The 23,406-nt window shown below is 71.7% G+C and carries 23 protein-coding genes; 3 read left to right on the top strand and 20 right to left on the bottom strand.

Going from position 1 to position 23,406, the window contains the following annotated elements; all coding sequences use genetic code 11:
* Nucleotides 1–128 precede the first annotated feature (128 nt).
* Genes IR212_RS05440 through IR212_RS05430 form a run of 3 tightly spaced genes read right to left on the bottom strand, consistent with a single transcriptional unit; the run spans nt 129 to nt 2,715 of the window.
* The gene (locus IR212_RS05440; protein ID WP_194397946.1) at nt 129–1,034 is read right to left on the bottom strand and encodes a phosphodiesterase; all 906 of its coding nucleotides are present in this window, start codon (nt 1,032–1,034) and stop codon (nt 129–131) included.
* A gap of 44 nt (nt 1,035–1,078) precedes the next feature.
* The gene (locus IR212_RS05435; RefSeq protein WP_194397945.1) at nt 1,079–1,408 is read right to left on the bottom strand and encodes a peptidase; all 330 of its coding nucleotides are present in this window, start codon (nt 1,406–1,408) and stop codon (nt 1,079–1,081) included.
* On the bottom strand, nt 1,405–2,715 hold the full coding sequence (locus tag IR212_RS05430) for an inorganic phosphate transporter (RefSeq protein WP_194397944.1): 1,311 nt from the start codon (nt 2,713–2,715) through the stop codon (nt 1,405–1,407). The genes IR212_RS05435 and IR212_RS05430 overlap by 4 nt, the downstream gene beginning before the upstream one ends.
* A 153-nt stretch (nt 2,716–2,868) precedes the next feature.
* Here IR212_RS05430 and IR212_RS05425 point away from each other — a divergent pair, with 153 nt between their 5' ends.
* Entirely contained in the window at nt 2,869–5,013 is a 2,145-nt protein-coding gene (locus IR212_RS05425; protein ID WP_228479498.1) for a S9 family peptidase, read from the top strand.
* A 157-nt stretch (nt 5,014–5,170) separates the two neighbouring features.
* Here IR212_RS05425 and IR212_RS05420 read toward each other — a convergent pair whose 3' ends face one another.
* From IR212_RS05420 to coaBC, 5 genes are all read right to left on the bottom strand, one after another.
* Nucleotides 5,171–6,199: an ATP-dependent 6-phosphofructokinase gene (locus IR212_RS05420; protein ID WP_194397943.1), complete on the bottom strand. Its 1,029-nt coding sequence runs from the start codon at nt 6,197–6,199 to the stop codon at nt 5,171–5,173.
* Between the two features lie 154 nt (nt 6,200–6,353).
* Entirely contained in the window at nt 6,354–8,507 is a 2,154-nt protein-coding gene (locus IR212_RS05415; RefSeq protein WP_194397942.1) for a DEAD/DEAH box helicase, read from the bottom strand.
* A 203-nt stretch (nt 8,508–8,710) separates the two neighbouring features.
* On the bottom strand, nt 8,711–9,346 hold the full coding sequence (locus IR212_RS05410; RefSeq protein ID WP_194397941.1) for a hypothetical protein: 636 nt from the start codon (nt 9,344–9,346) through the stop codon (nt 8,711–8,713).
* A gap of 106 nt (nt 9,347–9,452) precedes the next feature.
* Nucleotides 9,453–10,349, bottom strand: coding sequence for a glycerophosphodiester phosphodiesterase (locus tag IR212_RS05405; RefSeq protein ID WP_194397940.1), 897 nt, complete (start codon nt 10,347–10,349; stop codon nt 9,453–9,455).
* A gap of 80 nt (nt 10,350–10,429) precedes the next feature.
* Nucleotides 10,430–11,653, bottom strand: a complete 1,224-nt coding sequence (gene coaBC, locus IR212_RS05400) for a bifunctional phosphopantothenoylcysteine decarboxylase/phosphopantothenate--cysteine ligase CoaBC (protein ID WP_194397939.1) — start codon at nt 11,651–11,653, stop codon at nt 10,430–10,432.
* Between the two features lie 55 nt (nt 11,654–11,708).
* Between coaBC and IR212_RS05395 the strand changes: the two genes are divergently transcribed.
* Nucleotides 11,709–12,425 carry an NRDE family protein gene (locus IR212_RS05395; protein WP_194397938.1) on the top strand — a complete coding sequence of 239 codons (717 nt, stop codon included), beginning with the start codon at nt 11,709–11,711 and terminating at the stop codon, nt 12,423–12,425.
* A 13-nt stretch (nt 12,426–12,438) separates the two neighbouring features.
* Here the strand turns inward: IR212_RS05395 and IR212_RS05390 are convergent, their stop codons facing one another.
* The 11 genes from IR212_RS05390 to IR212_RS05340 form a co-directional block, all read right to left on the bottom strand.
* Nucleotides 12,439–13,302, bottom strand: coding sequence for an aldehyde dehydrogenase family protein (locus IR212_RS05390; protein ID WP_194397937.1), 864 nt, complete (start codon nt 13,300–13,302; stop codon nt 12,439–12,441).
* Nucleotides 13,299–14,795, bottom strand: a complete 1,497-nt coding sequence (locus tag IR212_RS05385; protein WP_194397936.1) for an aldehyde dehydrogenase family protein — start codon at nt 14,793–14,795, stop codon at nt 13,299–13,301. Before IR212_RS05385 ends, IR212_RS05390 begins: the two co-directional genes overlap by 4 nt.
* Nucleotides 14,796–14,827: 32 nt before the next feature.
* Entirely contained in the window at nt 14,828–15,835 is a 1,008-nt protein-coding gene (gene deoC / locus IR212_RS05380; protein ID WP_194397935.1) for a deoxyribose-phosphate aldolase, read from the bottom strand.
* Between the two features lie 56 nt (nt 15,836–15,891).
* Nucleotides 15,892–16,836, bottom strand: coding sequence for a sugar-binding transcriptional regulator (locus tag IR212_RS05375; protein WP_194397934.1), 945 nt, complete (start codon nt 16,834–16,836; stop codon nt 15,892–15,894).
* A gap of 80 nt (nt 16,837–16,916) precedes the next feature.
* The gene (locus IR212_RS05370; RefSeq protein ID WP_194397933.1) at nt 16,917–17,312 is read right to left on the bottom strand and encodes a hypothetical protein; all 396 of its coding nucleotides are present in this window, start codon (nt 17,310–17,312) and stop codon (nt 16,917–16,919) included.
* A 40-nt stretch (nt 17,313–17,352) separates the two neighbouring features.
* A complete protein-coding gene (locus tag IR212_RS05365) occupies nt 17,353–18,324 on the bottom strand; it encodes a bifunctional riboflavin kinase/FAD synthetase (RefSeq protein WP_194397932.1) in 972 nt (323 codons plus the stop codon).
* Nucleotides 18,321–18,764, bottom strand: coding sequence for a hypothetical protein (locus IR212_RS05360; protein ID WP_228479497.1), 444 nt, complete (start codon nt 18,762–18,764; stop codon nt 18,321–18,323). Before IR212_RS05360 ends, IR212_RS05365 begins: the two co-directional genes overlap by 4 nt.
* A 61-nt stretch (nt 18,765–18,825) precedes the next feature.
* Nucleotides 18,826–19,194 carry a hypothetical protein gene (locus IR212_RS05355; RefSeq protein ID WP_194397931.1) on the bottom strand — a complete coding sequence of 123 codons (369 nt, stop codon included), beginning with the start codon at nt 19,192–19,194 and terminating at the stop codon, nt 18,826–18,828.
* On the bottom strand, nt 19,191–20,099 hold the full coding sequence (gene truB, locus IR212_RS05350; RefSeq protein WP_194397930.1) for a tRNA pseudouridine(55) synthase TruB: 909 nt from the start codon (nt 20,097–20,099) through the stop codon (nt 19,191–19,193). The genes IR212_RS05355 and truB overlap by 4 nt, the downstream gene beginning before the upstream one ends.
* Nucleotides 20,099–20,779 (bottom strand): nucleoside/nucleotide kinase family protein, encoded by a 681-nt coding sequence (locus tag IR212_RS05345; protein WP_194397929.1) that lies wholly within the window; start codon nt 20,777–20,779, stop codon nt 20,099–20,101. The genes truB and IR212_RS05345 overlap by 1 nt, the downstream gene beginning before the upstream one ends.
* Before the next feature lie 165 nt (nt 20,780–20,944).
* Nucleotides 20,945–21,781 (bottom strand): type IV toxin-antitoxin system AbiEi family antitoxin domain-containing protein, encoded by an 837-nt coding sequence (locus IR212_RS05340; RefSeq protein ID WP_194397928.1) that lies wholly within the window; start codon nt 21,779–21,781, stop codon nt 20,945–20,947.
* A gap of 200 nt (nt 21,782–21,981) precedes the next feature.
* On the opposite strand from IR212_RS05340, the gene IR212_RS05335 reads away from it, so the two are divergent.
* Nucleotides 21,982–22,848: an HhH-GPD family protein gene (locus tag IR212_RS05335; protein ID WP_194397927.1), complete on the top strand. Its 867-nt coding sequence runs from the start codon at nt 21,982–21,984 to the stop codon at nt 22,846–22,848.
* 72 nt (nt 22,849–22,920) lie between these two features.
* Here IR212_RS05335 and rbfA read toward each other — a convergent pair whose 3' ends face one another.
* Nucleotides 22,921–23,355 (bottom strand): 30S ribosome-binding factor RbfA, encoded by a 435-nt coding sequence (rbfA, locus tag IR212_RS05330; protein WP_194397926.1) that lies wholly within the window; start codon nt 23,353–23,355, stop codon nt 22,921–22,923.
* Nucleotides 23,356–23,406 lie beyond the last annotated feature (51 nt).

The raw sequence follows: 23,406 nt of genomic DNA, 5'->3' as shown, positions 1-23,406 counted from the left end.
GGTCGTTCACAGCGGTGTGGGGTCGCCTCGAGACTACTCGGATGCGGGGTGCGGCCGCCTGTACACGGCGTACACCGGGGACGGGGCGTTCATACACTGCGGAGCGACCGCCGCGCGCCCGTGCGGGCTCACCCGCGCTTGCGCGAGAACTCCTCGAGGCGCTGCTCGGGCGTGAGCCGCGACATCCGCTCGACCCATTCCGCGGAGAAGACGTCGCCGGTCGGTGCGTCGACGACGGGCACGACGGCGTGGGTGATCGTGTCGTCGTACACGTGCACGAGGTGGAACGACTGCCCGGCGTCCATGCCGTTGACGTCGACGGCCGCGCGCGCGAGGTTCATCGTGTAGCACGTCGCGGCGGCGACGCTCACCGGGACGCCGGCGAACGTGCCGCTCGTGGAGTAATGCAGATGGCCGGCCAAGATCGCCCGCACGTCCGTTCCGGCGATCACCTCGGCGAACCGGCCCTGGTCGCGCAGCTCGAGGATGTCGAACAGCGGAACGTGCGACGGAAGCGGCGGGTGGTGAAGCGCCAGGATCGTGCCGAGGGGAGCCGGCGTGGCCAGCACCCCTCGCAGCCATTCCAGCTGGGCGGTGTCGAGGTCGCCGTGGTGCCACCCCGGGACGGAGGAATCGAGGGCGACCAGGCGGAGACCTGCGAGGTCCCACACGCCGGTGATCGGGTGCTGGCTCGCGTCCTGGTCGAGCAGCGCGCTGCGCATCGCAGGCCGCTCGTCGTGGTTGCCCGCGACCCACACGACGGGTGCGCCCAGGCGCTCGGCCACCGGCTCGACGGCCGCGCGCAGCGCCCGGTACGCCTCGGGCTCGCCGAGGTCGGTGAGGTCGCCGGTGAACACGACGGCGTCGGGACGGATGCCGGTGGCCTCGGCCGCCTCGAGGGTGCGGGCGAGGTTGGCCGCGGTGTCGAAGCGGCCGCCCAGGGCACGGTTGCCCGCGAGCAGGTGGGTGTCGCTCAGGTGCAGCAGCGTGCGGCGGGCAGGCGGATACTGACCGAACGGGACGCGGGCGACCATGTGCCCACCCTATTGCGCCGCGGGGTCATCACCGCCGCCGGGGCTCAGTGGTTGAAGACGATGAGGAGAAGTCCGCCGAGGACCGCCGCCGCGCACACCAGGAAGCACGCATAGGCGCCGATGAGCGCGACGCGCTTCTGACCCTCGGTGAGCGGGCTGCGCTTGGCGGCCTTCGCCGCGGCCTTCTCGGCGCGGCGGGCCTCCTTCTCGGTGATCACGGTGATCGCGTCGGTGAACTCCACCGGCGCGACGACCGGCGGACGGCCCGCGCGCACGAGGAGGCGCAGGCCGAGCGCGTAGAAGCCCACCACGAGCACCGCGCCGGTGAGCGCCGCGGCGAACACCTGCACGAAGGCGAACCAGTCGATGCTCATCGCTCGCCCCCGTCCTTCGAGCCGGTCGCCGTCGGCTGCGGCGGCTTCGGCTTCTGCGCCGCCTTGGCGGCCTTCCGGGCCGCGGCGGCGGCGGCCGCCTTGCGACGCGCGTCCTCACGGGCCATCGCGCGCTGCCGGCGCGTCGGCGGCGGATTCTTCTTGACCTTGACGGCACGCCCCGACTCGGCCACCTCGCTCATCGCGTTGGACGCGTTGACCTCGTTGCGGCGGGAGCGCAGGAAGATGCCCAGGATCACGACGGTGGCCAGCACCGCGTCGAGGACGATGCCCCAGAATCCGAGCCACGTCACGACGAGCGCCGCCAGCGCGCCGACGCCGCCCGCGGCGGGCAGCGTGAGCACCCAGCCGATCATGATGCGGCCCGCGGTGCGCCAGCGCACCTGTGATCCGCGGCGACCGAGCCCGGACCCGATCACCGATCCGGAGGCGACCTGCGTGGTCGACAGCGCGAAGCCGAGAGCACTGGAGGCGAGGATCGTGGAGGCCGTCGAGCTCTCCGCGGCGAATCCCTGCGCCGGCTTGACCTCGGTGAGCCCCTTTCCGAGCGTGCGGATGATGCGCCAGCCGCCCATGTAGGTGCCGAGGGCGATCGTCACGGCGCACGCCACGATCACCCACAGCTCGGGTTCGGGGTGATCCTGCAGACCCACCGTGATGAGCAGGAGCGTGATGATGCCCATCGTCTTCTGCGCGTCGTTGGTGCCGTGCGCGAGCGCGACGAGGGATGACGTGAAGATCTGCCCGACGCGGAATCCGTCCCGGCCGTCGGCCTTGCTGTCGTACCGGCGGGTGACCGCATACGCGATCTTCGTCACGACGAAGGCGATGAGTCCAGCGGTCAGCGGCGCGATGATCGCCGGCAGGATGACCTTCGACATCACGACGCCGAAGTCGATGGCACTGGCGCTGACTCCCACGATCGTCGCGCCGATGAGGCCGCCGAACAGGGCGTGGGATGACGAGGACGGCAGCCCGAGCAGCCACGTCAGCATGTTCCAGGTGATCGCGCCGATGAGGCCGGCGAGGATCACGGCGGGGAAGATGGACGCCGAGATCTCGTCTTCGCGGATGATGCCGCCCGAGATCGTCTTGGCCACCTCCGTCGACAGGAAGGCGCCCACGAGGTTCAGGATCGCCGCCAGCAGGACCGCGGTCTTGGGCTTGAGGGCGCCGGTGGCGATCGGCGTCGCCATCGCGTTGGCGGTGTCGTGGAAGCCGTTCGTGAAGTCGAAGAACAGCGCCAGCGCGATCACCAGCACGGCGGTGATGAGGGTTGCGGTTTCCACCGTTCGCTTTCGGTGAGGGGGTGAGGGGATGGTGCCGACGGGATCGGCGCGACGAACGAAGAGTTCACCAGGAATTCAGGAACCGGCAACCGGCCAGAAGAATCCTACATCCGCCACCCTGACGGTCAACTCGGCGGGCACTAGCGTGGAACGGTGACTCCGAGCGACCCCGCACCCGTCCCGTCCACGCCGGCCACCGGCATCCGTCCCCCTGTCGCCGAGCGCCGGATCACCGTGCGATCGCACCACGGCGACGCGGTCGAGGACCGCTACGAGTGGTTCCGGGCGAAGGAGGATGCCGCGGTCATCGCCCACCTCGAGGCCGAGAACGCCTACACCCAGCAGCGCACCGCACACCTCGACGGGCTGCGGGCGCAGATCTTCGACGAGATCAAGGGCCGCACGCTGGAGACCGACCTGTCGGTGCCGACGCGCCGCGGCGACTGGTGGTACTACGGCCGCACGGTCGAGGGCAAGCAGTACGGCATCCAGTGCCGGGCCCCGCTCGTCTCCGCCGACGACTGGACGCCGCCGGAGCTGTCTCCGGACGCGGACGTGCCGGGCGAGCAGGTGCTGTTGGACGGCAATATCGAGGCGGAGGGGCACGAGTTCTTCTCGCTCGGCAGCTTCGAGGTCACCACCGACGGATCGCTCATGCTCTTCGGGATCGACGTCGCGGGCGACGAACGCTACACCGTGCGCGTACGCGACCTCCGCACGGGCGAGCAGCTGCCCGACGAGATTCCCGGCACCTTCGCAGGCGCCACCTTCTCCCCCGACGGCCGCTTCATCGTCTACACCACCGTCGACGACGCCTGGCGGCCCGACACGGTGTGGCTGCACGAGCTGGGCACGCCCGTCGCCGACGACACGCAGCTGTTCCACGAGCCCGACGAGCGGTTCTGGGTCGGCGCGGGGTTCACCCGCAGCGACCGCTACCTCGTGATCGGGCTGGGCTCGTCGATCACCTCGGAGGAGTGGCTCCTGGACGCCGATGACCTGCGCGGGGAAGCGCGGGTCGTGTGGCCGCGGACCGAAGGCGTCGAGTACGACTCGGAGCACGCCGTCGTCGACGGCGAAGACGTGCTGTTCGTCCTCCACAACGACGGCGCCCTCGACTTCGAGCTGGTGCGGGTCGCGGCATCCGACCCGTCCGGCGAGCGCACCGTCGTCATCCCGCACCGCCCCGGCGAGCGCCTGCTGGGCGTCTCGACGTTCCGGGACTGGGCCGTCGTGGGGTATCGCCGGAGCGGCCTCGCGCGTCTCGGCCTGCTGGACTACCGGACCGGCGACGTCAGCGAGATCGCGTTCGACGAGCCGCTGTACTCGGTGGGCACCGGGAGCAACCCGGAGTGGGCGCCCCCGCTGCTGCGCCTGGGCTACGGCTCGTTCGTCACCCCGGGCACGGTGTACGACCTCGACGTCGCCACGCGCGAGCTCCACCTCCGCAAGCGCCAGCCGGTGCTGGGCGGCTACGATCCCGCCGAGTACGCCCAGGAGCGCGTGTGGGCGACCGCGCAGGACGGCGCGCGGATCCCGATCTCGCTGGTGTGGAAGCGCTCGTTCGGCGACGCGGGCGCCGCGCCGCGACCGACGCACCTGTACGGCTACGGCTCGTACGAGCACTCGATCGAGCCGGGGTTCTCGGTGGCGCGGCTGTCGGAGCTGGACCGGGGCGTCGTGTTCGCGGTGGCGCACGTGCGCGGCGGCGGCGAGATGGGCCGCCAGTGGTACGAGGACGGCAAGCTGCTGAACAAGCGCAACACCTTCACGGACTTCGTCGACAGCGCACGGCATCTCGTCGACAGCGGCTTCACGACGCCGTCGCAGCTGGTGGCCGAGGGCGGCTCGGCGGGCGGCCTGCTCATGGGCGCGGTGGCCAACCTCGCCCCCGAGCTGTTCGCGGGGATCCTCGCGGACGTGCCGTTCGTCGACGCGCTGACCACGATCCTCGATCCCTCCCTCCCGCTCACCGTGATCGAATGGGACGAGTGGGGCGACCCGCTGCACAACCCCGACGTCTACGCGTACATGAAGTCGTACTCGCCCTACGAGAACGTGCGCTCGGATGCCTCCTACCCGCGCATCCTCGCCGTGACGTCACTGAACGACACGCGCGTGCTGTACGTCGAGCCGGCCAAGTGGGTCGCGCGGCTGAGGGAGGTCGGCGCCGACGCGCTGCTGAAGTGCGAGATGGTCGCCGGGCACGGCGGCGTGAGCGGCCGCTACAACGCCTGGCGCGAGCGCGCGTTCGAGCTCGCCTGGCTGCTGGACGTGCTCGGCCTCGCCGACGCCTGACGTCGGGAGCGGATGCCTCGGGGCGGCGTGGCACGCCGAGTCGAGGCATCCGCTCTCCCGCACTCCGAGACCGAGGGTTCCGGCCGAGACCGGGGACGGCGACCCCTGTCTCGGCCGGGATCCGCCGTCTCGACGAGGCCGACGGGTCGGGCAGTCCTCAGCCGAAGAGCGCGGCGGCCTCTTCGTAGCGGTACAGCGGGACGGTGTTGAGCTCCCCCAGCGCGTCGACGAAGGGCACGCGGACGATGTCGGTGCCGCGCATCGCGACCATCTGGCCCCACGCGCCGTCGACGACGGCATCCGCGGCATGAAGCCCCAGGCGCGTCGCGAGCACGCGGTCGAAGCCCGACGGCGAGCCGCCGCGCTGGATGTGCCCCAGCACGGTCGCCCGCGTCTCGATGCCGGTCATGCGCTCGATCTCGGGCGCGAGCACCTCGCTGATGCCGCCGAGGCGCGGCCGGTTGAACGCATCGAGCCCCTTGTCGCTGTAGGCCTCGTCCATGCCTGTGAGGGTGAAGCCCTCCGAGACGACGATGAGGGGCGCGCGGCCGCGGTCGTGGGCCTTGGTGACCTTGTCGGCGATCTCGTCGATCGACATCGGCACTTCGGGGATGCAGATCGCGTGGGCTCCGGCGGCGATGCCCGCGTGCAGGGCGATCCAGCCGACGTGGCGGCCCATGACCTCGGCGACCATGCACCGCTGGTGCGAGTCGCCCGTGGTGCGCAGCCGGTCCATTGCGTCGGTGGCGATGTTCACCGCGGTGTCGAAGCCGAACGAGTAGTCGGTGGCGCGCAGATCGTTGTCGATCGTCTTCGGCACGCCCAGGACGTTGATGCCGTCGTTCGAGAGGCGGTTCGCCGCGGCGAGGGTGCCCTCGCCGCCGATGGCGATGATGCCGTCGAGGCGGTGGCCGTACATCGTCTTGGCGATGTTCTCCGCGCCGCCCCGCGGGCCCTCGTACGGGTTGGTGCGGCTGGTGCCGAGAATCGTGCCGCCGACCTTCGACAGGCCCTTCACCTCATGGCGCGTCAGCGGGAAGAAGTCGCCGTCCACGACGCCGCGCCAGCCGTCACGGATGCCGACGAACTCGAGGTCGTAGGTGGTCGTGCCCTTCAGCACCACACCGCGGATGACCGCGTTCAGTCCGGGGCAATCGCCGCCGCTCGTCAGGATGCCGATCTTCATGCTGTCTTCCTCGCAAGTCGGGGATGAGGGACGGCCACGCTGCCTCCCCCGACACTAGTGCCGCAGCGCCCGCCCTGCCACACGGGCGGCGCCGGCGCCGATGGCCGGAAAGCGGAGCGGGCGGTGCGCGATCCGCACCGCCCGCTCCGACGTGTCAGGCGGCGCCGAGCGCCTGCCGCAGCAGGTGCATGAGCGCCGACAGCTGCACCGAGTCGCTGGACTGCGGGTCGACTGCCTCGCCGTCGAGGGCGCGCGCCGCGAGCCCCTGCTTCGAGTCGATGAGCTCGGCGATCTTGGTGTCGATCGTGTGCGCGGCGATGATGCGCCACGCCGTCACGGGCTCGTCCTGCCCGATGCGGTGCACGCGGTCGATCGCCTGGGTCTGCTCAGCCGCCGTCCAGGACAGCTCGGCGAGCACCACGTTCGAGGACGCCTGCATGTTCACTCCCACACCGGCTGCCGTGAGCGAGCACACGGCGATCCCGACGTCGGGGTCGTTGTTGAAGGCGTCGATGGCCTGCTGACGGGCCGTCGTCGCCTGGTCGCCGCGCAGCGACACGGTCTTCAGGCCCGCCCCGGCGAAGTGCGCCTCCGCGGCGTCCATGACGTCGATGTGCTTGGCGAAGAAGACCACCTTGCCCACCGAGCGCTGCAGCTGCACGGCGTAGTCCGCCGCGAGGACGGCCTTGGCCTGGCCGATCCGCCGCACCATGGTGAAGACGTTCTCGGAGCCGGTGCCGGCGGCCTTCGACTCCTCGAGCTCGTTGTGGGCGACAAGGCGCACGATGTCGGCGTCGACCTCGCCGGGCGCGAGCCCGCGGTCGCCCCGCGCCTCGATGATGCGCCGGTACTTCGCGGCCAGCCGCTCCCCCAGCTCGCGCTCGGCCTGGCGGATCGAGCGTCCGAACTCGTCGTCCAGCTCGACGGGGAGGTCGGCGATGAGCTTGTCGGGCAGGTCGGCAGCGACATCCTTCTTCTTGCGCCGCACGATGCCCATCGAGATGACGGCGTCGCGGGCCTCGGGGTAGAACGACTTGTCGGCCGGCGTGAGGCCGGTCTCGTCGAGCTTCTCCATCAGCGCCGGTCCCGGCTTCTCGCCGTTCGTCCAGCCGAGGAACCGCCAGATCGCGTCGAAGTCCTCGACGTCGTTGATCAGCGGCGTGCCCGTGAGAGCGAGCAGCAGCGGGTTGCGCACCTGCTCGCGGATGCGCGTGGCCAGCGCGAGCACGTTCTGGGAGCGCTGCGAGGTGAGGTTCTTGATGAAGTGCGCCTCGTCGACGACCATCCCCTTGAGCCCGATCGAGCTCAGCCATGACAGGTGGCGGTCCAGGATCTCGTAGTTGACGATGAAGACGTCGGCGAAGGCGTCGATGTCCTCGCCGTCCCCGTGGATCACGGTGGCGCGGCGCTGCGGGGTCCAGCGCTCGACCTCGCGCGCCCAGTTCATCTTCACGACGTTGGGGACGACGGCCAGCAGCGGATACGCACCGGCGACGGATGCCGCGAGCACCGACTCCGCCGTCTTGCCGAGGCCGGGCTCGTCGGCGAGGAGGAACGTGCGATGGCCGGCGCGCACCGCCTCGAGGAAGCGCGACTGGTGGGGCATCACCTCCAGGCCCTTGGGCGACACGCGGTCGAACTCGGGCACCGGCGGGAGCTCCATGGTGGCGCTGCCCCCGCCCGCCCCGGTCTCGAAGGCCTTGTACAGCGGACCCATCAGCTCCCAGCTGTCCAGGCGCCGACGCGGCGTCTCCTTCGGCGCGCGCACCGACAGGTCCGGCGCGAGGAACGGGTTCGCCTCGCGACGAGCCTCGACCTGCGGGGGCACCACCTGGCGCTCTGCGAGCGCCGCGGGGACGACGGGGACGGCCACGGGCGCCACATCCGTGATGATGAGCTCGTCGGGCGGCAGCTCCGCGCCGGACTCGAGCAACCAGTCGCGCCGCATGCGGCGCGCGACCGGCGACGTCGCCTGATCGACTTCGAGGAGCTGGATGAGCGAGGTGTCGCGCGCCGCGGTCTTGGCGAGGATGGTCGCCACGCCGTCGAGCCGCTTGAGCAGCTCGGCCCGGGCGGCATCTGTCACCTCGGTGTCGGCCTTCACGCGCGCCCGCTCCTCGCGCACCAGGAAGGCGATGACCTGGAACTTGACACGGTTGGTCGGGCCCAGCTTCCCGCGCTGCGCCTTGGCTTCGACCTCGCGGACCTTGCGGGCGAGGATCGGGATGATGGGGGCCTCGTCGTCGCGGCGCGCGGACGAGGACTTGCGGCGACGTTGCGCCGTCTGGGCGGGTGCCGTGGTCGGCATGCTCCTCCTGAGCGTGAGTGCCGGATCGGGACCGGCGAAGGATCGGATGACACCGATGGTTCTGCCTGCTCCCGCGGGCGGCGTGGTCGCCGTCGCGAACGCGGGATCGGGGTTCGCCCGCCGGCGGTCGCGGGCACTCGCTTCTGCGAGCTGCGACGTCGTCGGAGGTGGCCCCGCGCTCTAGTCTAGGGGACGCCGGGCGTTCAGCCCCAGAGCGTCGCGACGATGTCCTCCGTGTAGCCCTCGGGTGAGAAGTCGATCCACGCCGTGGTGACGAGTCCACCGTCCCCGATGTAGTGCGTCTCGCCGCGGGTGTACTCCTCGTCGTCGAGGGTGATGCCGCGCTGCTCGATACGGCAGACCGTGCCGTCGCCCAACGTCTCGCACGCGAAACCGGCGGGCGGCAGCGCGGCCAGCGCCGCAGCGGCCTGCTCGTCGTCGATCGCCGTGACGTTCGTCGCGAGGCCGAACTCGCTGGGCTGCCCCCATGAGCAGCGCAACGTGGTGGATGCGCCGTCGATGATGTCGAGGAGGTCGGCGTTCTCCGTCGACAGCAGCGTCACGCCGGGGTCGTTGAGGGGTGGGTTGGCCGACTGCAGCTGCGCCAGCATGGCGGAAGAGTAGATCTCCTCGCAGGCGCGGGGAACCGCGAACCCGCTCTGCGGCTTCTCGGTCTCGACCGGCGAGACGGAGGGACCGGGTGTCGGCTGCTCCAGCGTCACGGTCGGGCTGCTGGTCGGCGTGGCCGACGGCTCGGGCTGGCACGCGGTGAGGGCGAGGGCGGCGAGGACAGCCACGCCGCCGATCACGGCCCGGTTCATCGGGTTGCGCCCGCCCATCGCACGACACCTCTCGCTCCCGGCACCGCGGAGAGCGGGCCTGTGCCCACCCTAACGACGGCGAGGGACGGATGCCTCGGGCCACGCCGCGCCCGCCGGCTCCGCATCACGGACCGGCGTAAGACGCCTGCCACTCCGACAGCGTGTGCGGGTCGTCGGTGACGATGCCGTCCACCCCGAGAGCGGTGACCGCGTCCCACTGCGCGTCGTCGTTGAGCGTGTACACCACGACGCGGGCGCCGGCGTCGTGAAGCTCGTCCACGATCTCGGGCCGCGCGAGCACCGCTTTGCGGCTGACGACGACCCCGCGCGCGCCGGCCTCCGAGACGGCGCTGACCACGTCGGTCGGCAGCTGCTTGAGGATGAGCAGTCGCGACAGCAGCTCCGACTCGGCTGCGGCGAGCGCGAGCGTCCGCGCGTCGAAGCTGGCCAGCACGACGCGCCGCTCGAGGCCGCGAGCGGAGACCTCCGCGACCGCAGCCGCGACGGCCGGCGCATCCCATTCGCCCTTGAACTCCAGGATCGCCCGCGCGCCTCCCTGCACCAGGGCGTCGAGGAACTCCTGCAGGGTGGGAACGGGCGTCCCCGCGTACGACGCGCCGAACCACGAGCCGGCGTCGAGCTCCCGCACCTGCGCGAGGGTGAGCTCGGCGACGCGGCCGTGCCCGTCGGTGGTGCGATCCACCGTCTTGTCGTGCATGAGCACCGGGTGGCCGTCTGCGGTCAGCGCGACGTCCACCTCGACGTACTCGAAGCCCGCTTCGAGGGCGGCCATGATGGCGGGCAGGGTGTTCTCGGGCGCGTGCGCCGCGCCGCCGCGATGGCTGGCGATGAACGCGGCCTCACCGGGGGTGCGCGGGTGGCCGAGCAGCTCCTGGGCCGTGACACGTGACGGGGCGGCCCCGAGCACGGCGACGACGACGCTCGCGGCTGCGAGCACGCACACGATGAACAGGGCGTGGATCCGGTCGCGGGCGCGATCGGATGCCGCAGGGTAGGGCATCGGGCATGTCCTCCGAGGGTCGTGCTCCACGTCCTCCTCGACGTGGTGCCGACCACTCTACATGCGCCGTTACTGTTTCGTTACTTTTTCGCGCGGACCGCCAGCACCGCGTCCCACAGCGCGTCGGCGACGTCGCGCTTGCTGCCCCGGCGCGCACCGACGATCTCTCCGGCGGCGTCGATGATCGTCACCGCATTGTGCCCGGACTCGAAACCCTGCGACCAGCCCACCTCGTTCACCGCGAGCAGATCGGTGCCCTTGCGTGCCGCCTTGCGCCGGCCGCGATCGAGCAGCGTCTCGCCGTCGCCGGGGGTCTCTGCGGCGAAGCCCACGACGATCTGGCCAGGGGGCCGGGTCCGGACGAGGCCCGCGAGGATGTCGTCGTTCTCGACGAGGTCGAGGGTGATGCCGCCCTCGGGAGCGGCCTCCTTCGCCCGCTTGGTGGGCGAGACCTGCGCGACGCGATAGTCGGCGACCGCCGCGGCCATGATCACGACGTCGGCAGCCCCGGCTTCGGAGGCCACCGCAGCGCCGAGCTCGGCGGCCGTTCCGGCGCGCACGACCCGGATGCGCCCACCGGCGGGTGCATCGGTCAGCACGCCGTCGTCGACGTGCGCCGCGACCAGCACGACGTCGGCGCCGCGCTCGGCGGCGGCCAGCGCGACGGCCACCCCCTGTCGGCCGCTGGAGCGATTGCCGATGTAGCGCACCGGGTCGATGGGCTCACGCGTGCCGCCGGCGCTCACCACGACGCGCAGTCCCTCCAGGTCACCTGCGGTGAGTGCGGCGGCGGCAAGCGCGGCCTCGATGATCGCCTCGGGCTCCGACATGCGTCCGGGACCGCTGTCGCCGCCGGTGAGCTCACCCTCCTCGGGTCCGACCACGACGACGCCCCGATCGCGGAGGACCCGCATGTTGTCTGCCGTCGCAGGGTGCTGCCACATCTCGGTGTGCATCGCCGGCGCCACGACGACCGGTGCGGTGGTGGCGAGTAGGGTCGTTCCGAGGAGGTCGTCCGCGAGTCCCGCGGTCATCTTCGCCAGGGTGTTCGCCGTCGCGGGCGCCACGATCACGAGATCGGCCGCCCGGCCGAGTGAGACGTGACGCACGCGCGCGACGTCGTCGTGGACGGAGGTCGTCACGGGATGGCGGCTGATCGCCTCCCAGGTGGGGAGACCCACGAACCGCAGTGCGTCATCGGTCGGGACGACATGGACCTCGTGCCCCGCCTTCACCAGCAGGCGCACGAGCTGAACCGTCTTGTAGGCGGCGATGCCACCGGTGACCCCGACCACGACGAACACCCTCCGATCTTGGCACGACCGCCCGCCGCGCCGCCCGCAACCCGAGGAGCTCCTGATGTGCACCGTCGTCATCCGCGTCCCCGAGTCGGCCGCCGAGCCGACCCGCGTGCTCGCCATCCGCGACGAGGATCCCGAGCGCCCGTGGAACCCGCTGGGACGATGGTGGCCGGAGCCGCACGACGGCGTCGTCGGCGTGCGCGATGTGCGCGCCGGCGGCGCCTGGCTCGCAGCCGACCCCACCTCCGGTCGGCTCGCGGTCTTGCTGAACCGAGCCGACGAGACCTCGCGTCCCGAGAGCGAGCTGCAGTCACGGGGCGGGATCGTGCTCGACGCGGTGGCGGGTCGCTCCCCCGCCGACGAGCCGCCGACGCACGGCTTCAACCTCGTCGAGGTGGACGGGCCCCGGGCGAGGGTCATCACGTGGGACGGCGTCTCGCTGCGCACGACCGAGCTGGAGCCGGGAACGCACATGATCGCCCACGATGACGTCGACGATGCCGGCACTGCCCGCATCGCACGGTGGCTCGACGACTTCCGCACGTCGCCGGTCGCCGATGAGGAGCGGTGGTGGATGCCGTGGCTCGGGGTGCTCGAGCGGTCGGCCGAGCTCGCGCCCACCGACGACGGCGCGATCATCCGCGACAACCGCCCGCACGGCTACCCGACCCTCTCGCTCCTGGCATGCGTCGCGTCGGTCTGGGCGGACGGCGTCGACCTGCACTACGGTGAGCTGGCCCGGCCGGGCCAGTGGGGCGGGCTCGAGCTCGCCTGATGCCCGCGTCAGCTCACACGAGGCTCTTCGTGTGCCAGACGGTCTTCGTCTCGGTGAACGCCGCGATGCGAGTGAGACTGGGGGCAGCGGCATCCGACCCGTTCTCCGGCGGGAGCACGCGCGTCAGCGTCTCGGCCGCCGCGATCTCGAGATCGACCCAGTCCAGCTCGCCGGCGCCGACGAGGTCGAGGGCGTGAACGTCGGGGTGCGAGGCGAGCCAGGGCGCGATCTCGGCAGGTGAGCCGGTGAGGACGTTGACCACTCCCCCGGGCACGTCGCTCGTCGCCAGCACCTCGGCGAGCGAGATCGCCGACAGCGGGTAGCGCTGCGAGGCCACCACGACGACCGAGTTGCCCGTCACGAGGGCCGGCGCGATCGCCGAGACCAGACCGACGAGCGCGGTGTCCTGCGGGGCGATGACGCCGACGACGCCCGTCGGCTCGGGCACCGAGATGTTGAAGTAGGGGCCTGCGACCGGGTTGCCGTTGCCGGCGACCTGCCCGAACTTGTCGCACCATCCGGCGTACCAGACCCAGCGGTCGATCGCCTCGTCCACCTCTCCGGCGGCGACCGGCGCCGACACGCCGGTCTGCTGCACGATCTCGTCCACGAACTGGGCGCGGCGGCCCTCGAGGATCTCGGCCACCCGGTACAGCACCTGACCGCGATTGTAGGCTGTTGCGCCCGACCAGCCCTTGACCGCGCCCCGGGCGGCCGAGACCGCATCGCGGGCGTCCTTGCGCGAGGCCAGCGCCGCATTGGCGAGGAAGCCGCCCTTCGGCGATGCGACCTCGTAGGTTCGTCCGGATTCGCTGCGAGGGAACGCGCCGCCGATGTAGAGCTTGTAGGTCTTGGGGATCGTCAGTCGCGAGCTCATGAGGAGACCTCCTTCTTGGTGGCACGGGAGAGGATTCGGGTGGCGCCGCCGGTGGCCGGTGCGCTCTTGAGGTAGGCGGCCAGGCCGTGGCGGCCACCCTCGCGGCCGTAGCCGGACTCCTTGTAGCCGCCGAACGGCGACGCCGGGTCGAACCGGTTGAACGTGTTCGCCCACACCACGCCGGCGCGCAGGCGGTCGGCGACCGCGAGGATGCGGGAGCCCTTGTCGCTCCAGACGCCGGCGGACAGTCCGTAGGGCGTGTTGTTGGCCTTCTCGATCGCCTCGCCCGGGGTGCGGAACGTCAGCACCGACAGCACCGGGCCGAAGATCTCGTCACGGGCGATGCGGTGGCTCGCCTGCACGTTGGTGAAGATCGTGGGGGCGAACCAGAACCCGCTGTCGGGAATCACGCAGTCGGCGCTCCAGCGCTCTGCGCCCTCCTCTTCGCCGATCCTGCTGAGCTCACGGATGCGGTCGAGCTGCTCGCGCGAGTTGATCGCGCCGATGTCGGTGTTCTTGTCCAGCGGGTCGCCCAGGCGCAGGGTCGACAGGCGCTCCTTCAGCCGGTCGACGACCTCGTCATGGATCGACTCCTGCACCAGCAGGCGGCTGCCCGCGCAGCACACGTGCCCCTGGTTGAAGAAGATCCCGTTGACGATGCCCTCCACGGCCTGGTCGATGGGCGCGTCGTCGAACACGATGTTGGCGGCCTTGCCGCCCAGCTCCAGCGTCAGCTTCTTGTCGGTGCCGGCGACCGTCTTGGCGATCTCGCGTCCGACCGCGGTGGAGCCGGTGAAGGCGACCTTGTTCACATCCGGATGCCGCACCAGGGCGGCTCCGGTCGCACCGGCGCCGGTGACGATGTTGACGACGCCGGCAGGCAGATCCGCCTGCTGGAGGATCTCGGCGAAGATCAGCGCCGACAGCGGGGTCGTCTCGGCCGGCTTCAGCACGACGGTGTTGCCGGCGGCCAGCGCAGGGGCGATCTTCCACGCGAGCATCAGCAGCGGGAAGTTCCACGGGATCACCTGGGCGGCGACGCCCAGCGACCGGGGGTCGGCGCCGAGGCCTGCGTAGTCGAGCTTGTCGGCCCAGCCGGCGTAGTAGAAGAACCACGCGGCCACCAGCGGCACGTCCACGTCACGGCTCTCCTTGATCGGCTTGCCGTTGTCGAGGCTCTCGGCCACGGCGAGCTCGCGCGCGCGCTCCTGCACGAGCCGGGCGATGCGGAAGAGGTACTTGCCGCGGTCGCGGCCGCTCATCTTCGACCACGTCTTGTCATAGGCGCGGCGCGCGGCGGCGACGGCGGTGTCGACGTCGGCCTCGCTCGCCGCGGCGATCGTCGCGATGTGCTTCTCGTCGGCGGGCGAGATGGTCGCGAACGACTCGCCGGCAGCCGGTCGGAACTCGCCGTCGATGAAGAGCCCGTAGTCGTCGCGCAGATTCAGGATCGCGCGGGATTCGGGGGCGGGGGCGTACTCGAGGAAACTCATGTCTCGTCCTTCGGGGTGCGCTTGTGCAAGCGTCAGTCGATGGTCACGTAGTCGGCACCGGAGTAGTGTCCGGAGGTCAGCTTCTGGCGCTGCAGCAGCACGTCGTTGAGCAGGCTCGACGCGCCGTACCGGAAGAGGTGAGGCTGCAGCCACTCCTCACCCACCGTCTCGGCGACGGTGACGAGGTACTTGATCGCGTCCTTCGAGGTGCGGATGCCTCCCGCAGGCTTGACGCCGACCTTCTCGCCGGTCGCCCGATGCCAGTCGCGCACGACCTCGAGCATGAGCAGCGTCACCGGCAGCGTCGCGGCGGGCTGGACCTTGCCGGTCGAGGTCTTGATGAAGTCGCCGCCCGCGAGGATCGCCAGCCACGACGCCCGTTTGATGTTGTCGTAGGTGTTGAGCTCGCCGGTCTCGAGGATCACCTTGAGCGACGCGTACGAACCGTCTTCGCGACGGCACGCCTGCTTGACTCGAGCGATCTGGTCGAACACGAGACCGTAGCGGCCGGCGAGGAACGCGCCGCGGTCGATCACCATGTCGATCTCGTCCGCGCCGTGGGCGACCGCCTCGGCAGTGTCGGCGAGCTTGATGTCCAGCGAGGCGCGGCCGCTCGGGAAGGCCGTCGCGACCGCGGCGACGCTGACCCCGCCGTCGTCCGGATCCCCGTGCGCCGAGCCGAGCGCCTCCACCGCGTACGGCACCATGTCGCCGTACACGCAGACGGCGGCCACCCGCGGGCACGTCGGGTCGGAGGCATCCGGGTTCAGCGCTTTCGCGACCAGCGATCGCACCTTGCCGGGGGTGTCCGCGCCCTCGAGGGTGGTGAGGTCGATCAGCTCGATGATCTTGTCGAGCGCCCACGCCTTGGACGATGTCTTGATGGAGCGGGTGCCGAGGCCCGCGGCGCGCTGCTCGAGCCCCACGGCATCGACCCCGGGCAGTCCGTGGAGATACCGCCGCAACGTGGTGTCGTCCGGTTGGCCGCCCAGCAGCTCGACGGCCCGCTCGGGCAGCGTCACGATGGAGGTGCCTGACATGTGATGACCTGGCTTTCGTGGTTGGGGTGGTGATGTGCGGGCGACGGGCAGAGGGGTCAGCCGTCGAGGAGATGGCGTGCGGTGGACTCGTCGGTGACCAGCACGGTGCACAGCCCCGACGAGACGACGGCGGCGGCGACGGCACGCTTGGCCTCGCCGGCGATCGCGGCGATGGCGACGTCGGCGCGACGCAGCTCGTCGAGCGAGAGCCCGACCGTCCGGGCGTCGAGGGCGGGATCGACGACGCGTCCGGCGGCGTCTATGTAACGCCCGACGACGTCGCCGACGGCGCCTGCGGCGACGAGCCGGTCGATGTCGGCTTCGCCGAGGTAGCCGCTGTCGACGTGCACGGAGCGATGGTCCGCGGCCCCGGCGCTGTAGAGGTACGCGTCGGCGGACCGCGCGATGGCCAGCACACGGGCGACGACGCGGTCGGCCTCGATGGCCTCCTTCGTCGCCCGATGCTCGAGGATCGCCGGACTCGGCAGGAGGGCCGCGGCCCCGCCGCCCTTCTGCGCGATGCCGACCGCCGTCGCGGCCGCGGTGCCGGGGCGGGCGCTCATGCTGAGACCGCCGTTGATCTGGACCACGTCGGTCCCGGACGACCACCCGTCGCGCAGATGGTGGGCGATGTCGGCGAGCGTGCGGCCCCAGCTGACGCCGAGGACCCGTGGACGCGGACGGAGGAGAGTCAGGTGGTCCGCTGCCGCCTGCGCGACGCGCTGCTGCAGCTCGTCGTCGCTGCGCACGCCCGCCTGCGACACGACGACGGCCTCGCGAAGGCCGCGCTCATCGCGCAGGCGCCGCTCGAGCTGAGGCCGTCGCGCGCGGGAGTGGAGGATCTCGATGCGGACGAAGCCCTCCTCCTTGGCCTGGGTCAGCAGTCGACCCACCTTCCAGCGGGTGATCTGCAGGCTTCGCCCGATCTCCTCCTGAGTGAGGTTCTCTTCGTAGTAGAGCTCGGCGGCGCGGATGCTGAGGAGTTCGTCGACGGCGTCCACGATCCTCCTTCCTTCCCCTTCAGGCTGACACAGGGCCGGGAGCGCGAGCAACATCTGCACGCAGTTTGCTCATATGAGCGTCACGGTCGCTGGCGTGTTGTGTCAGCTCCGCCGGGCGTCGAAGGGAAGCCGGTGGCCCTCGCATGCCGCAGCAGCACGAGCAGACCGATCCCGACCACCGCGCCGAACGCGATCGACAGCGCGGTGAAGGCGAACCGGTTCGCGTCCAGCGCGAGCACGATCCCGGCCGAGACGACGGCGACGGCCGCCGCCGCCAGCTTCGACCCGAACTTCAGGCCGACCGCCGGGGTCAGGCGCCCTGCCGGCGAGTCTCCGCGCGCGAGGATCAGGTCGGCGAACGCGTCGAGCGTGGCCAGCAGCGAGGCGGAGTAGGCGACCGCGCAGCCCAGCGCGCCCCACAGGTTGACGGAGTCGTCGGCCGCGGCATCCGCGACCATCAGGACCAGCGCGTGCACGCCTCGATGCTAGGCGCGTCGGCGTGGACGGTCTACGGTGTCAGGCGAGCTCGGCGCGGACACGCACGACGTCGTCCGTCATCTGCTCGATGAGCGCGCCGACGCCCTCGAACGCCACCATGCCGCGGATGCGCGCGACGAACTCCACTTCGACCGTGTGCCCGTAGAGGTCCAGGTCGGTCTCATCCAGTACGTATGCCTCCACCTGCCGCACCTTCACGTCGTCGAACGTGGGGTTGGTGCCGATGCTGATCGCGGCCGGGTAGCGGACCGTGCTGCGAGGCTCGGAGGCGCCGTCACCCGGCATCCCCTCGTCGACGAGCCAGCCGGCGTAGACGCCCTCGGCCGGCACGAAGCCCTCGAGCGAGGTCGAGAGGTTCGCCGTCGGGAAGCCCAGCGCGCGGCCGCGCTTGAGACCGTGGACCACCTCCCCCCGCACGGCGTGCGGACGGCCCAGCAGGCGCGCGGCGCCGGCGACGTCGCCGCCGTCGAGGAGCTCGCGCACCCACGTCGACGACACGCGACGCCCGGCGTCGATCGCTCGCACGTCATCGACCACGTCGACCTCGAAGCCGAACTCGGCGCCCAGTTCGCGCAGCAGCTGGGGATCGCCGGCGCCGCCGCGCCCGAAGCGGAAGTCCGCGCCGACCATCACGATCCGCACGCCGAGCGCTCCGACCAGGACGTGCTCGACGAACTCCCGCGCGCCGAGGTCGGCGAGCGAGCGATCGAAGGCGAGCATGAGCGTCGCGTCCACGCCGGCGTCGGCGAGGAGCCGCAGCTTCTGCTCGACGCCAACGAGACTTGCGGGGCAGATCTCGGGGCGCAGCAGCGCCAGCGGATTGCGGTCGAACGTGACGGCGACCACGCGCGCGCCGGCAGCCTCGGCATCCACGCGCGCCCGGGCGATGACGGCACGGTGGCCGGAGTGCACGCCGTCGAACTTCCCGATCGCGACGACCGACGGACCGAAGCCGGCCGGGACCTCGCTCGGATGCCGGAAGACGATCACGACGCGACCGCCGCTGGCGCCGCGGACGCCGGCTCGGCCACCGGATGGTGGGTCGCGAGCCACCAGATGCCCAGGAACGGCAGCACGAGCGGGACGAAGAGGTAGCCCATGCCGAACCACGACCACACCGTGGGGTGGGCGAAGAGCTCGGGGAGCGCCAGGCTGAGGGTGCCGATCACGAGCACGCCGGCGAGCTCGAACACGATCGCGATCCACGCCACCAGGTACCACCCACGCCGGCCGGCGAAGACGAGCGCGAGGGTGGCGACGATGTAGACGACCGCCGCGAGGGCCGACAGCGTGTACGCGAGGGGCGCCTCATCGAAGCGCTCGACGATCTGGACGAAGGACCGACCGGTGGCGCCGAGCGCCATGATCGCGTAGACGATCACGAGCACGCGGCCGATGCCGGACATACGGGGGCGAGCGGGCGACGTCATGACCACACGATTTTAGTTCGGATGCCGAGGCCCGAGGTGCGCCGGGCGCCCGCGCCCTCGCTCATGCGGCCTGGACGGTCCAGATCACCTGCATGCGCCACACCATGACCGCGATCGACAGCGCGGCGATGCCCATGATCACGGTGCTCCAGCGGCTGCGCTCCAGCAGCGCCCAGGCGACGGCGGCGAACGGCAGCAGCGCCGCCGAGACCAGGTACACCCAGAACTCGAGGAGGCTCCCCGTCGGCGGGTTGCCGGCGAACGGCGCCACGATCGCCACCACGATCTGCACGATCAGCAGCAGTTCGACCAGCGCGAGCGAGCCGACGGTCCAGTCGCTCGGCCGGCGCCCCGCGAGTCCCGCGATGATGCAGAACAGACCTGCCGCCACGGCGACGATCACCTGCGCGATCGTGAACCACAGGATCATCGGGGGGCCTCCTCGGGCATGTTCATGGCGCTCTTGACGTCGTCGCCGCGCCGCTCGACGATGCCGACGAGGGCGCCGTCGGGGTCGACGGCGGCCATCGGCCCGGCACCGGGCAGCCGCGCGGCGGCATCGGGCAGCCGCTTGCCGTGACGGAGGTCGCGGGCTTCGTCGGCGCTCACGTCGAACCGCCCGAGCACCGCGGTGGCCGCCGCGGCGGGCGCCAGCAGTGCGGCTTCGGCCAGGGCGTCGATGTTCGCGGCATCCGCCACGTCGAACGGCCCGATCCGCGTGCGCCGGAGCGCAGTGAGGTGACCGCCGACGCCCAGTGCCGCCCCCAGGTCCCTGGCGAGCGATCGGATGTAGGTGCCGCTGGAGCAGTCCACCTCGACGTCGAGATCGACCACTCCCCCGCCCGCGTCGCCGCGCGCCACCCGTCGCTCGGCGACCACCTCGAAGCGCGACACCGTGACCTCGCGGGCCTTCAGCTTGACCTCCTCGCCGGCGCGGGCGAGGTCGTACGCCCGGCGGCCGTCCACCTTGATGGCGGAGTAGGTGCTCGGCACTTGCGAGAGTCGTCCGGTCAGCGCCGCGACGCCGGCGGCGATCGTGGAAGCGTCGAGGGACGAGGCATCCGTCATCGACACGATCTCGCCGTCGGCGTCGTCGGTGACGGTCGCCGCACCGAGCCGGATGGTGGCCTGGTACGTCTTGTCGAGGCCCACGACGAAGGCGAGCAGGCGCGTCGCGCCCTCGACGCCGAGCACGAGGAGCCCCGTCGCCATGGGGTCGAGCGTGCCGGCGTGGCCGATCTTGCGCGTTCCCAGGGCGCGTCGGGCCCGTGCCACCGCGTCGTGCGAGGTGATGCCGCCCGGCTTGTCCACGAGCAGGAGTCCGGCGGTCGCCATCACACTCCCCCGACGATCCGCGGGTGGGCGAGGTCGCTGTTGTCGACGATGACGGATGCCGCCTCCCGCGGCCGCGCCTCGCCCAGGTACAGCTCCTGCCCGAGCCGGTAGCGCGCGTTCGACGGCGCGTCCGGATCGGGGTCGGAGCCGTCGCGCAGCGCCATGCGCGCGAACGTGGTCTGCACGGGGACGTCGAGCCAGACGGACCAGTCCCACAGGTCGCGCAGCTCGGGCCGGTGGAGGAAGATCCCGTCCACGACGAGGACCGCGTCCAGCGGCGCCGTGACCCACTGCGACTCGACCGGCGCATCGCGCACCACGTCGAACGCGGCGAGCTGGAACCCCGTCGCCGCCGCCGTCTGGGCGCCGTCGCGGAACGGGTCGATCAGCGTACGGCGGAAGGTCGGGTAGTCGTAGGAGTCGCGGTAGAAGCCCTCCGGGCTGTGACGGCCGCGCACGTAGCGCTCCGAGCGCGGGCGGTGGAAGCCGTCGATGCTCGCGCGGAACACCGCGTCGCCGGTCTCGGCGAACACCTCCGCGAGGCCGTCGGCGAACATGGTCTTGCCGGCGCCGTCGAGGCCGTCCACCGCCAGGATCACGCGGCCGGCGAGGTGGCGCCGTCGCACCCGTTCGCGCAGGTCGCGCCACAGCGTCGTGGTCGGCGTGACGGGGAGGCGCATGGTTCCCAGCCTACGGCGCGCCCGGCCCTCCGCCCGGCCGCTGCCGAGCCGTCCGGTCGGAGGAGATCTGCAGGAACGAGGAGTCTTCGGTGCTGGGTCTCCTCTGGTGCGCCGATCGCCGCCGATACGCTGTCGCGCAGTGAGGCCGACGCGACTCGGCCAGGCTCACCGCGAGCGGTGGAGACCCTGGGCGACCGCGCGCGTGATGAGGTCCTGCACCTCCGGCCAGCGGTGCACCACCTGGCCGTATCCCACGCGGATCACGTGGTAGCCCATGAGCGCGAGCCGCGCGTCGTGGGCGATGTCCTTCTCGCGCTGGACACCGACATGGGTGCCGCCGTCGATCTGCAGCACGAGCCGCTCGCCGATGAGGAAGTCGACCGGCCTTCCGGCGATCCAGATCTGGGGCCGCACGGGCAGATGCATCCACTTCAGGCGCGGGGGCACGAAGGACTCGAGACCCGAGTCCGACCAGGGCGTCGCCACGTCGGCCAGTCGGCGGCCCGCCGGCCCGAGCGGCAGCCTGCGCATGGTCTCGAGGTCCACCAACGACCGATTGAGCGCGGACTCCCAGATCGCCAAGGCACGCTCGTGCGGCTGACAGCTCGCCGCGATGGCGAGCACGTTCTCGATGGGATCCACGAGGGCATCCGGATGCCGCGGCAGCGGTGGCTGCGCCCAGTGGACGTGGGCGCCGCCCATCCGGACGGCACCGGAGTGGCTCGGCGCGGCGACATGCGGCTCGCCGTCATGGAGGACCCAGAGGCCCAGGCGGCCGGCCTGCGTCACGCAGGTCAGGACCACGCCGCACCGGGCGGCCGAGACGAGCGCGGGATCGGCGCCCGGCGTCGCGACCCACCCCTTCCGCACACGGTCGAGTCGACCGTCCGCGACGGCCTTGCCGATGGCGTGCCGCGTCCAGCCCTGATCCATCAGGGTCGAGGTGCGCACGACTCCGACGCGGCCAAGGCTCGCCTGCGCGGCATCCGCTGTCCATCGCATGCTGCTCAGCCTGATGGAGCGGCTCGTCTGGGACGTGCGCGCTCGTCCGATCGGTGGACGGTCAGCGCCCGGGGGCTCCTGTGCAGGAGGCGCGGAAGAGGAGATCGGCCGGACAGAGGACGCGTCTTGGCGATCACTCCTCTCCTGGGCAGATCTCCTCTGATGAGCCGTGCCGGATGCCGAGACCTAGGCTGGAGCGCATGCCCGACCTCGCTGCGCCGCTCACGGAGTGGTACCGCGAGAACGCGCGAGACCTGCCCTGGCGGCGCCCGGGCTTCGGCGCGTGGGGAGTGCTCGTGAGCGAGTTCATGCTCCAGCAGACGCCGGTGATACGGGTGATCCCCCACCTGGAGGCGTGGCTCGCGCGCTGGCCGACGCCGGCTGACCTCGCCGCGGCGGCGCCGGCCGACGCGGTGCGTCAGTGGGCCAACCTCGGGTATCCGCGGCGCGCGCTGTGGCTGCACCGGGCTGCCGTGGAGATCCGCGACCGCCACGGCGGGGTCGTCCCCCGCGACGTGGAGGCGCTCCTCGCCCTCACCGGCATCGGCGACTACACCGCCCGCGCGGTCGCCGTGTTCGCGTACGGCGACCGTCATCCCGTGGTCGACACCAACACCCGGCGGGTGCTGGCCCGGGCCGTCGACGGCCGGTCCCAGCCCGGCCCGCCCGCGCGGCGGGACCTCGACGCGATGGCTGCTGTCCTCCCCGGGGAACGGTCCGCGGCGGCGGTCGTGAACGCCGCCGCGATGGAGCTCGGGGCCACCGTGTGCGTCGCCCGCAACCCGCGCTGCGACGCGTGTCCGCTCACCGCCGTCTGCGCCTGGCGGGCCGCCGGGTACCCCGACACCGGCGACGACCGGCGCCGGCAGGGGCGCTACGAGGGCAGCGACCGGCAGGCGCGCGGTGCGGTGCTGAAGGTCCTGCGGGATGCCGCGACCCACGCCGTGCCGCTGCCCGATGTCGTGCCCGACTGGCCCGACGCGGGGCAGCGCGACCGCGCGATCGACTCGCTCATCGCGGACGGCCTGGCCGAGGCATCCGACGGTCTGCTCCGCCTTCCGGCGTGACGCCTCGCATCGGGACGGACGACGGATGCCGCTACCGGCGGACCGGCGGCGGCATCGGTGGCCCGTGGCGGGTCAGCCCTCGTCGTCGAGCTCGCGGGGCTTCACGTAGGGGTCGGCGTCGCCGGCGTACGTGGCCGACGAGGCCATTCCGGCAACCGCCTGGTCGCGCTCGCGCGCCTCGCGCAGGAGATCCTCGATGTGACCGGCGTTCTCGGGGATCGCGTCGGGGATGAACTCCAGCGACGGGGTGAGGCGCACGTTGAGGTGCTTGCCCAGCTCCGAGCGCAGCATCCCGGTGGCGGATTTGAGCGCCGCCGCCGAAGCGGCCCGCTCCTCCGCCGAGCCGAGCACCGTGTAGAACACCGAGGCGTGCTGGAGGTCACCGGTGACGCGGACGTCGGTGATGGTGACGAACCCGAGCCGCGGGTCGCGCAGCCCCTTCTCGAGGCGCTCCGCCAGGATCACGCGGATGCGGTCGCCCAGGCGTGCCTGTCGCTCTGATGCCATGATCACTCCTTCCGACGCGTGAGGGACGCCCCGCAGGGCGCCCCTCACGTC

This window comes from Microbacterium atlanticum (assembly GCF_015277815.1).
GTDB lineage: Bacteria > Actinomycetota > Actinomycetes > Actinomycetales > Microbacteriaceae > Microbacterium > Microbacterium atlanticum.
Note: the sequence above shows the minus strand (reverse complement) of the source record. Positions and strands in the feature narration are given on the sequence as shown.

What these genes read in the sequence shown, in the direction of transcription:
- IR212_RS05420 (WP_194397943.1), bottom strand. Translation starts at nt 6,199, where the DNA reads ATGAAGATCGGCATCCTGACGAGCGGCGGCGATTGCCCCGGACTGAAC.
- IR212_RS05385 (WP_194397936.1), bottom strand. Translation starts at nt 14,795, where the DNA reads ATGAGTTTCCTCGAGTACGCCCCCGCCCCCGAATCCCGCGCGATCCTG.
- IR212_RS05405 (WP_194397940.1), bottom strand. Translation starts at nt 10,349, where the DNA reads ATGCCCTACCCTGCGGCATCCGATCGCGCCCGCGACCGGATCCACGCC.
- IR212_RS05410 (WP_194397941.1), bottom strand. Translation starts at nt 9,346, where the DNA reads ATGGGCGGGCGCAACCCGATGAACCGGGCCGTGATCGGCGGCGTGGCT.
- IR212_RS05335 (WP_194397927.1), top strand. Translation starts at nt 21,982, where the DNA reads ATGCCCGACCTCGCTGCGCCGCTCACGGAGTGGTACCGCGAGAACGCG.
- rbfA (WP_194397926.1), bottom strand. Translation starts at nt 23,355, where the DNA reads ATGGCATCAGAGCGACAGGCACGCCTGGGCGACCGCATCCGCGTGATC.
- IR212_RS05390 (WP_194397937.1), bottom strand. Translation starts at nt 13,302, where the DNA reads ATGAGCTCGCGACTGACGATCCCCAAGACCTACAAGCTCTACATCGGC.
- IR212_RS05415 (WP_194397942.1), bottom strand. Translation starts at nt 8,507, where the DNA reads ATGCCGACCACGGCACCCGCCCAGACGGCGCAACGTCGCCGCAAGTCC.
- IR212_RS05345 (WP_194397929.1), bottom strand. Translation starts at nt 20,779, where the DNA reads ATGCGCCTCCCCGTCACGCCGACCACGACGCTGTGGCGCGACCTGCGC.
- IR212_RS05355 (WP_194397931.1), bottom strand. Translation starts at nt 19,194, where the DNA reads ATGATCCTGTGGTTCACGATCGCGCAGGTGATCGTCGCCGTGGCGGCA.
- IR212_RS05340 (WP_194397928.1), bottom strand. Translation starts at nt 21,781, where the DNA reads ATGCGATGGACAGCGGATGCCGCGCAGGCGAGCCTTGGCCGCGTCGGA.
- deoC (WP_194397935.1), bottom strand. Translation starts at nt 15,835, where the DNA reads ATGTCAGGCACCTCCATCGTGACGCTGCCCGAGCGGGCCGTCGAGCTG.
- IR212_RS05440 (WP_194397946.1), bottom strand. Translation starts at nt 1,034, where the DNA reads ATGGTCGCCCGCGTCCCGTTCGGTCAGTATCCGCCTGCCCGCCGCACG.
- truB (WP_194397930.1), bottom strand. Translation starts at nt 20,099, where the DNA reads ATGGCGACCGCCGGACTCCTGCTCGTGGACAAGCCGGGCGGCATCACC.
- IR212_RS05360 (WP_228479497.1), bottom strand. Translation starts at nt 18,764, where the DNA reads ATGACGTCGCCCGCTCGCCCCCGTATGTCCGGCATCGGCCGCGTGCTC.
- IR212_RS05395 (WP_194397938.1), top strand. Translation starts at nt 11,709, where the DNA reads ATGTGCACCGTCGTCATCCGCGTCCCCGAGTCGGCCGCCGAGCCGACC.
- IR212_RS05435 (WP_194397945.1), bottom strand. Translation starts at nt 1,408, where the DNA reads ATGAGCATCGACTGGTTCGCCTTCGTGCAGGTGTTCGCCGCGGCGCTC.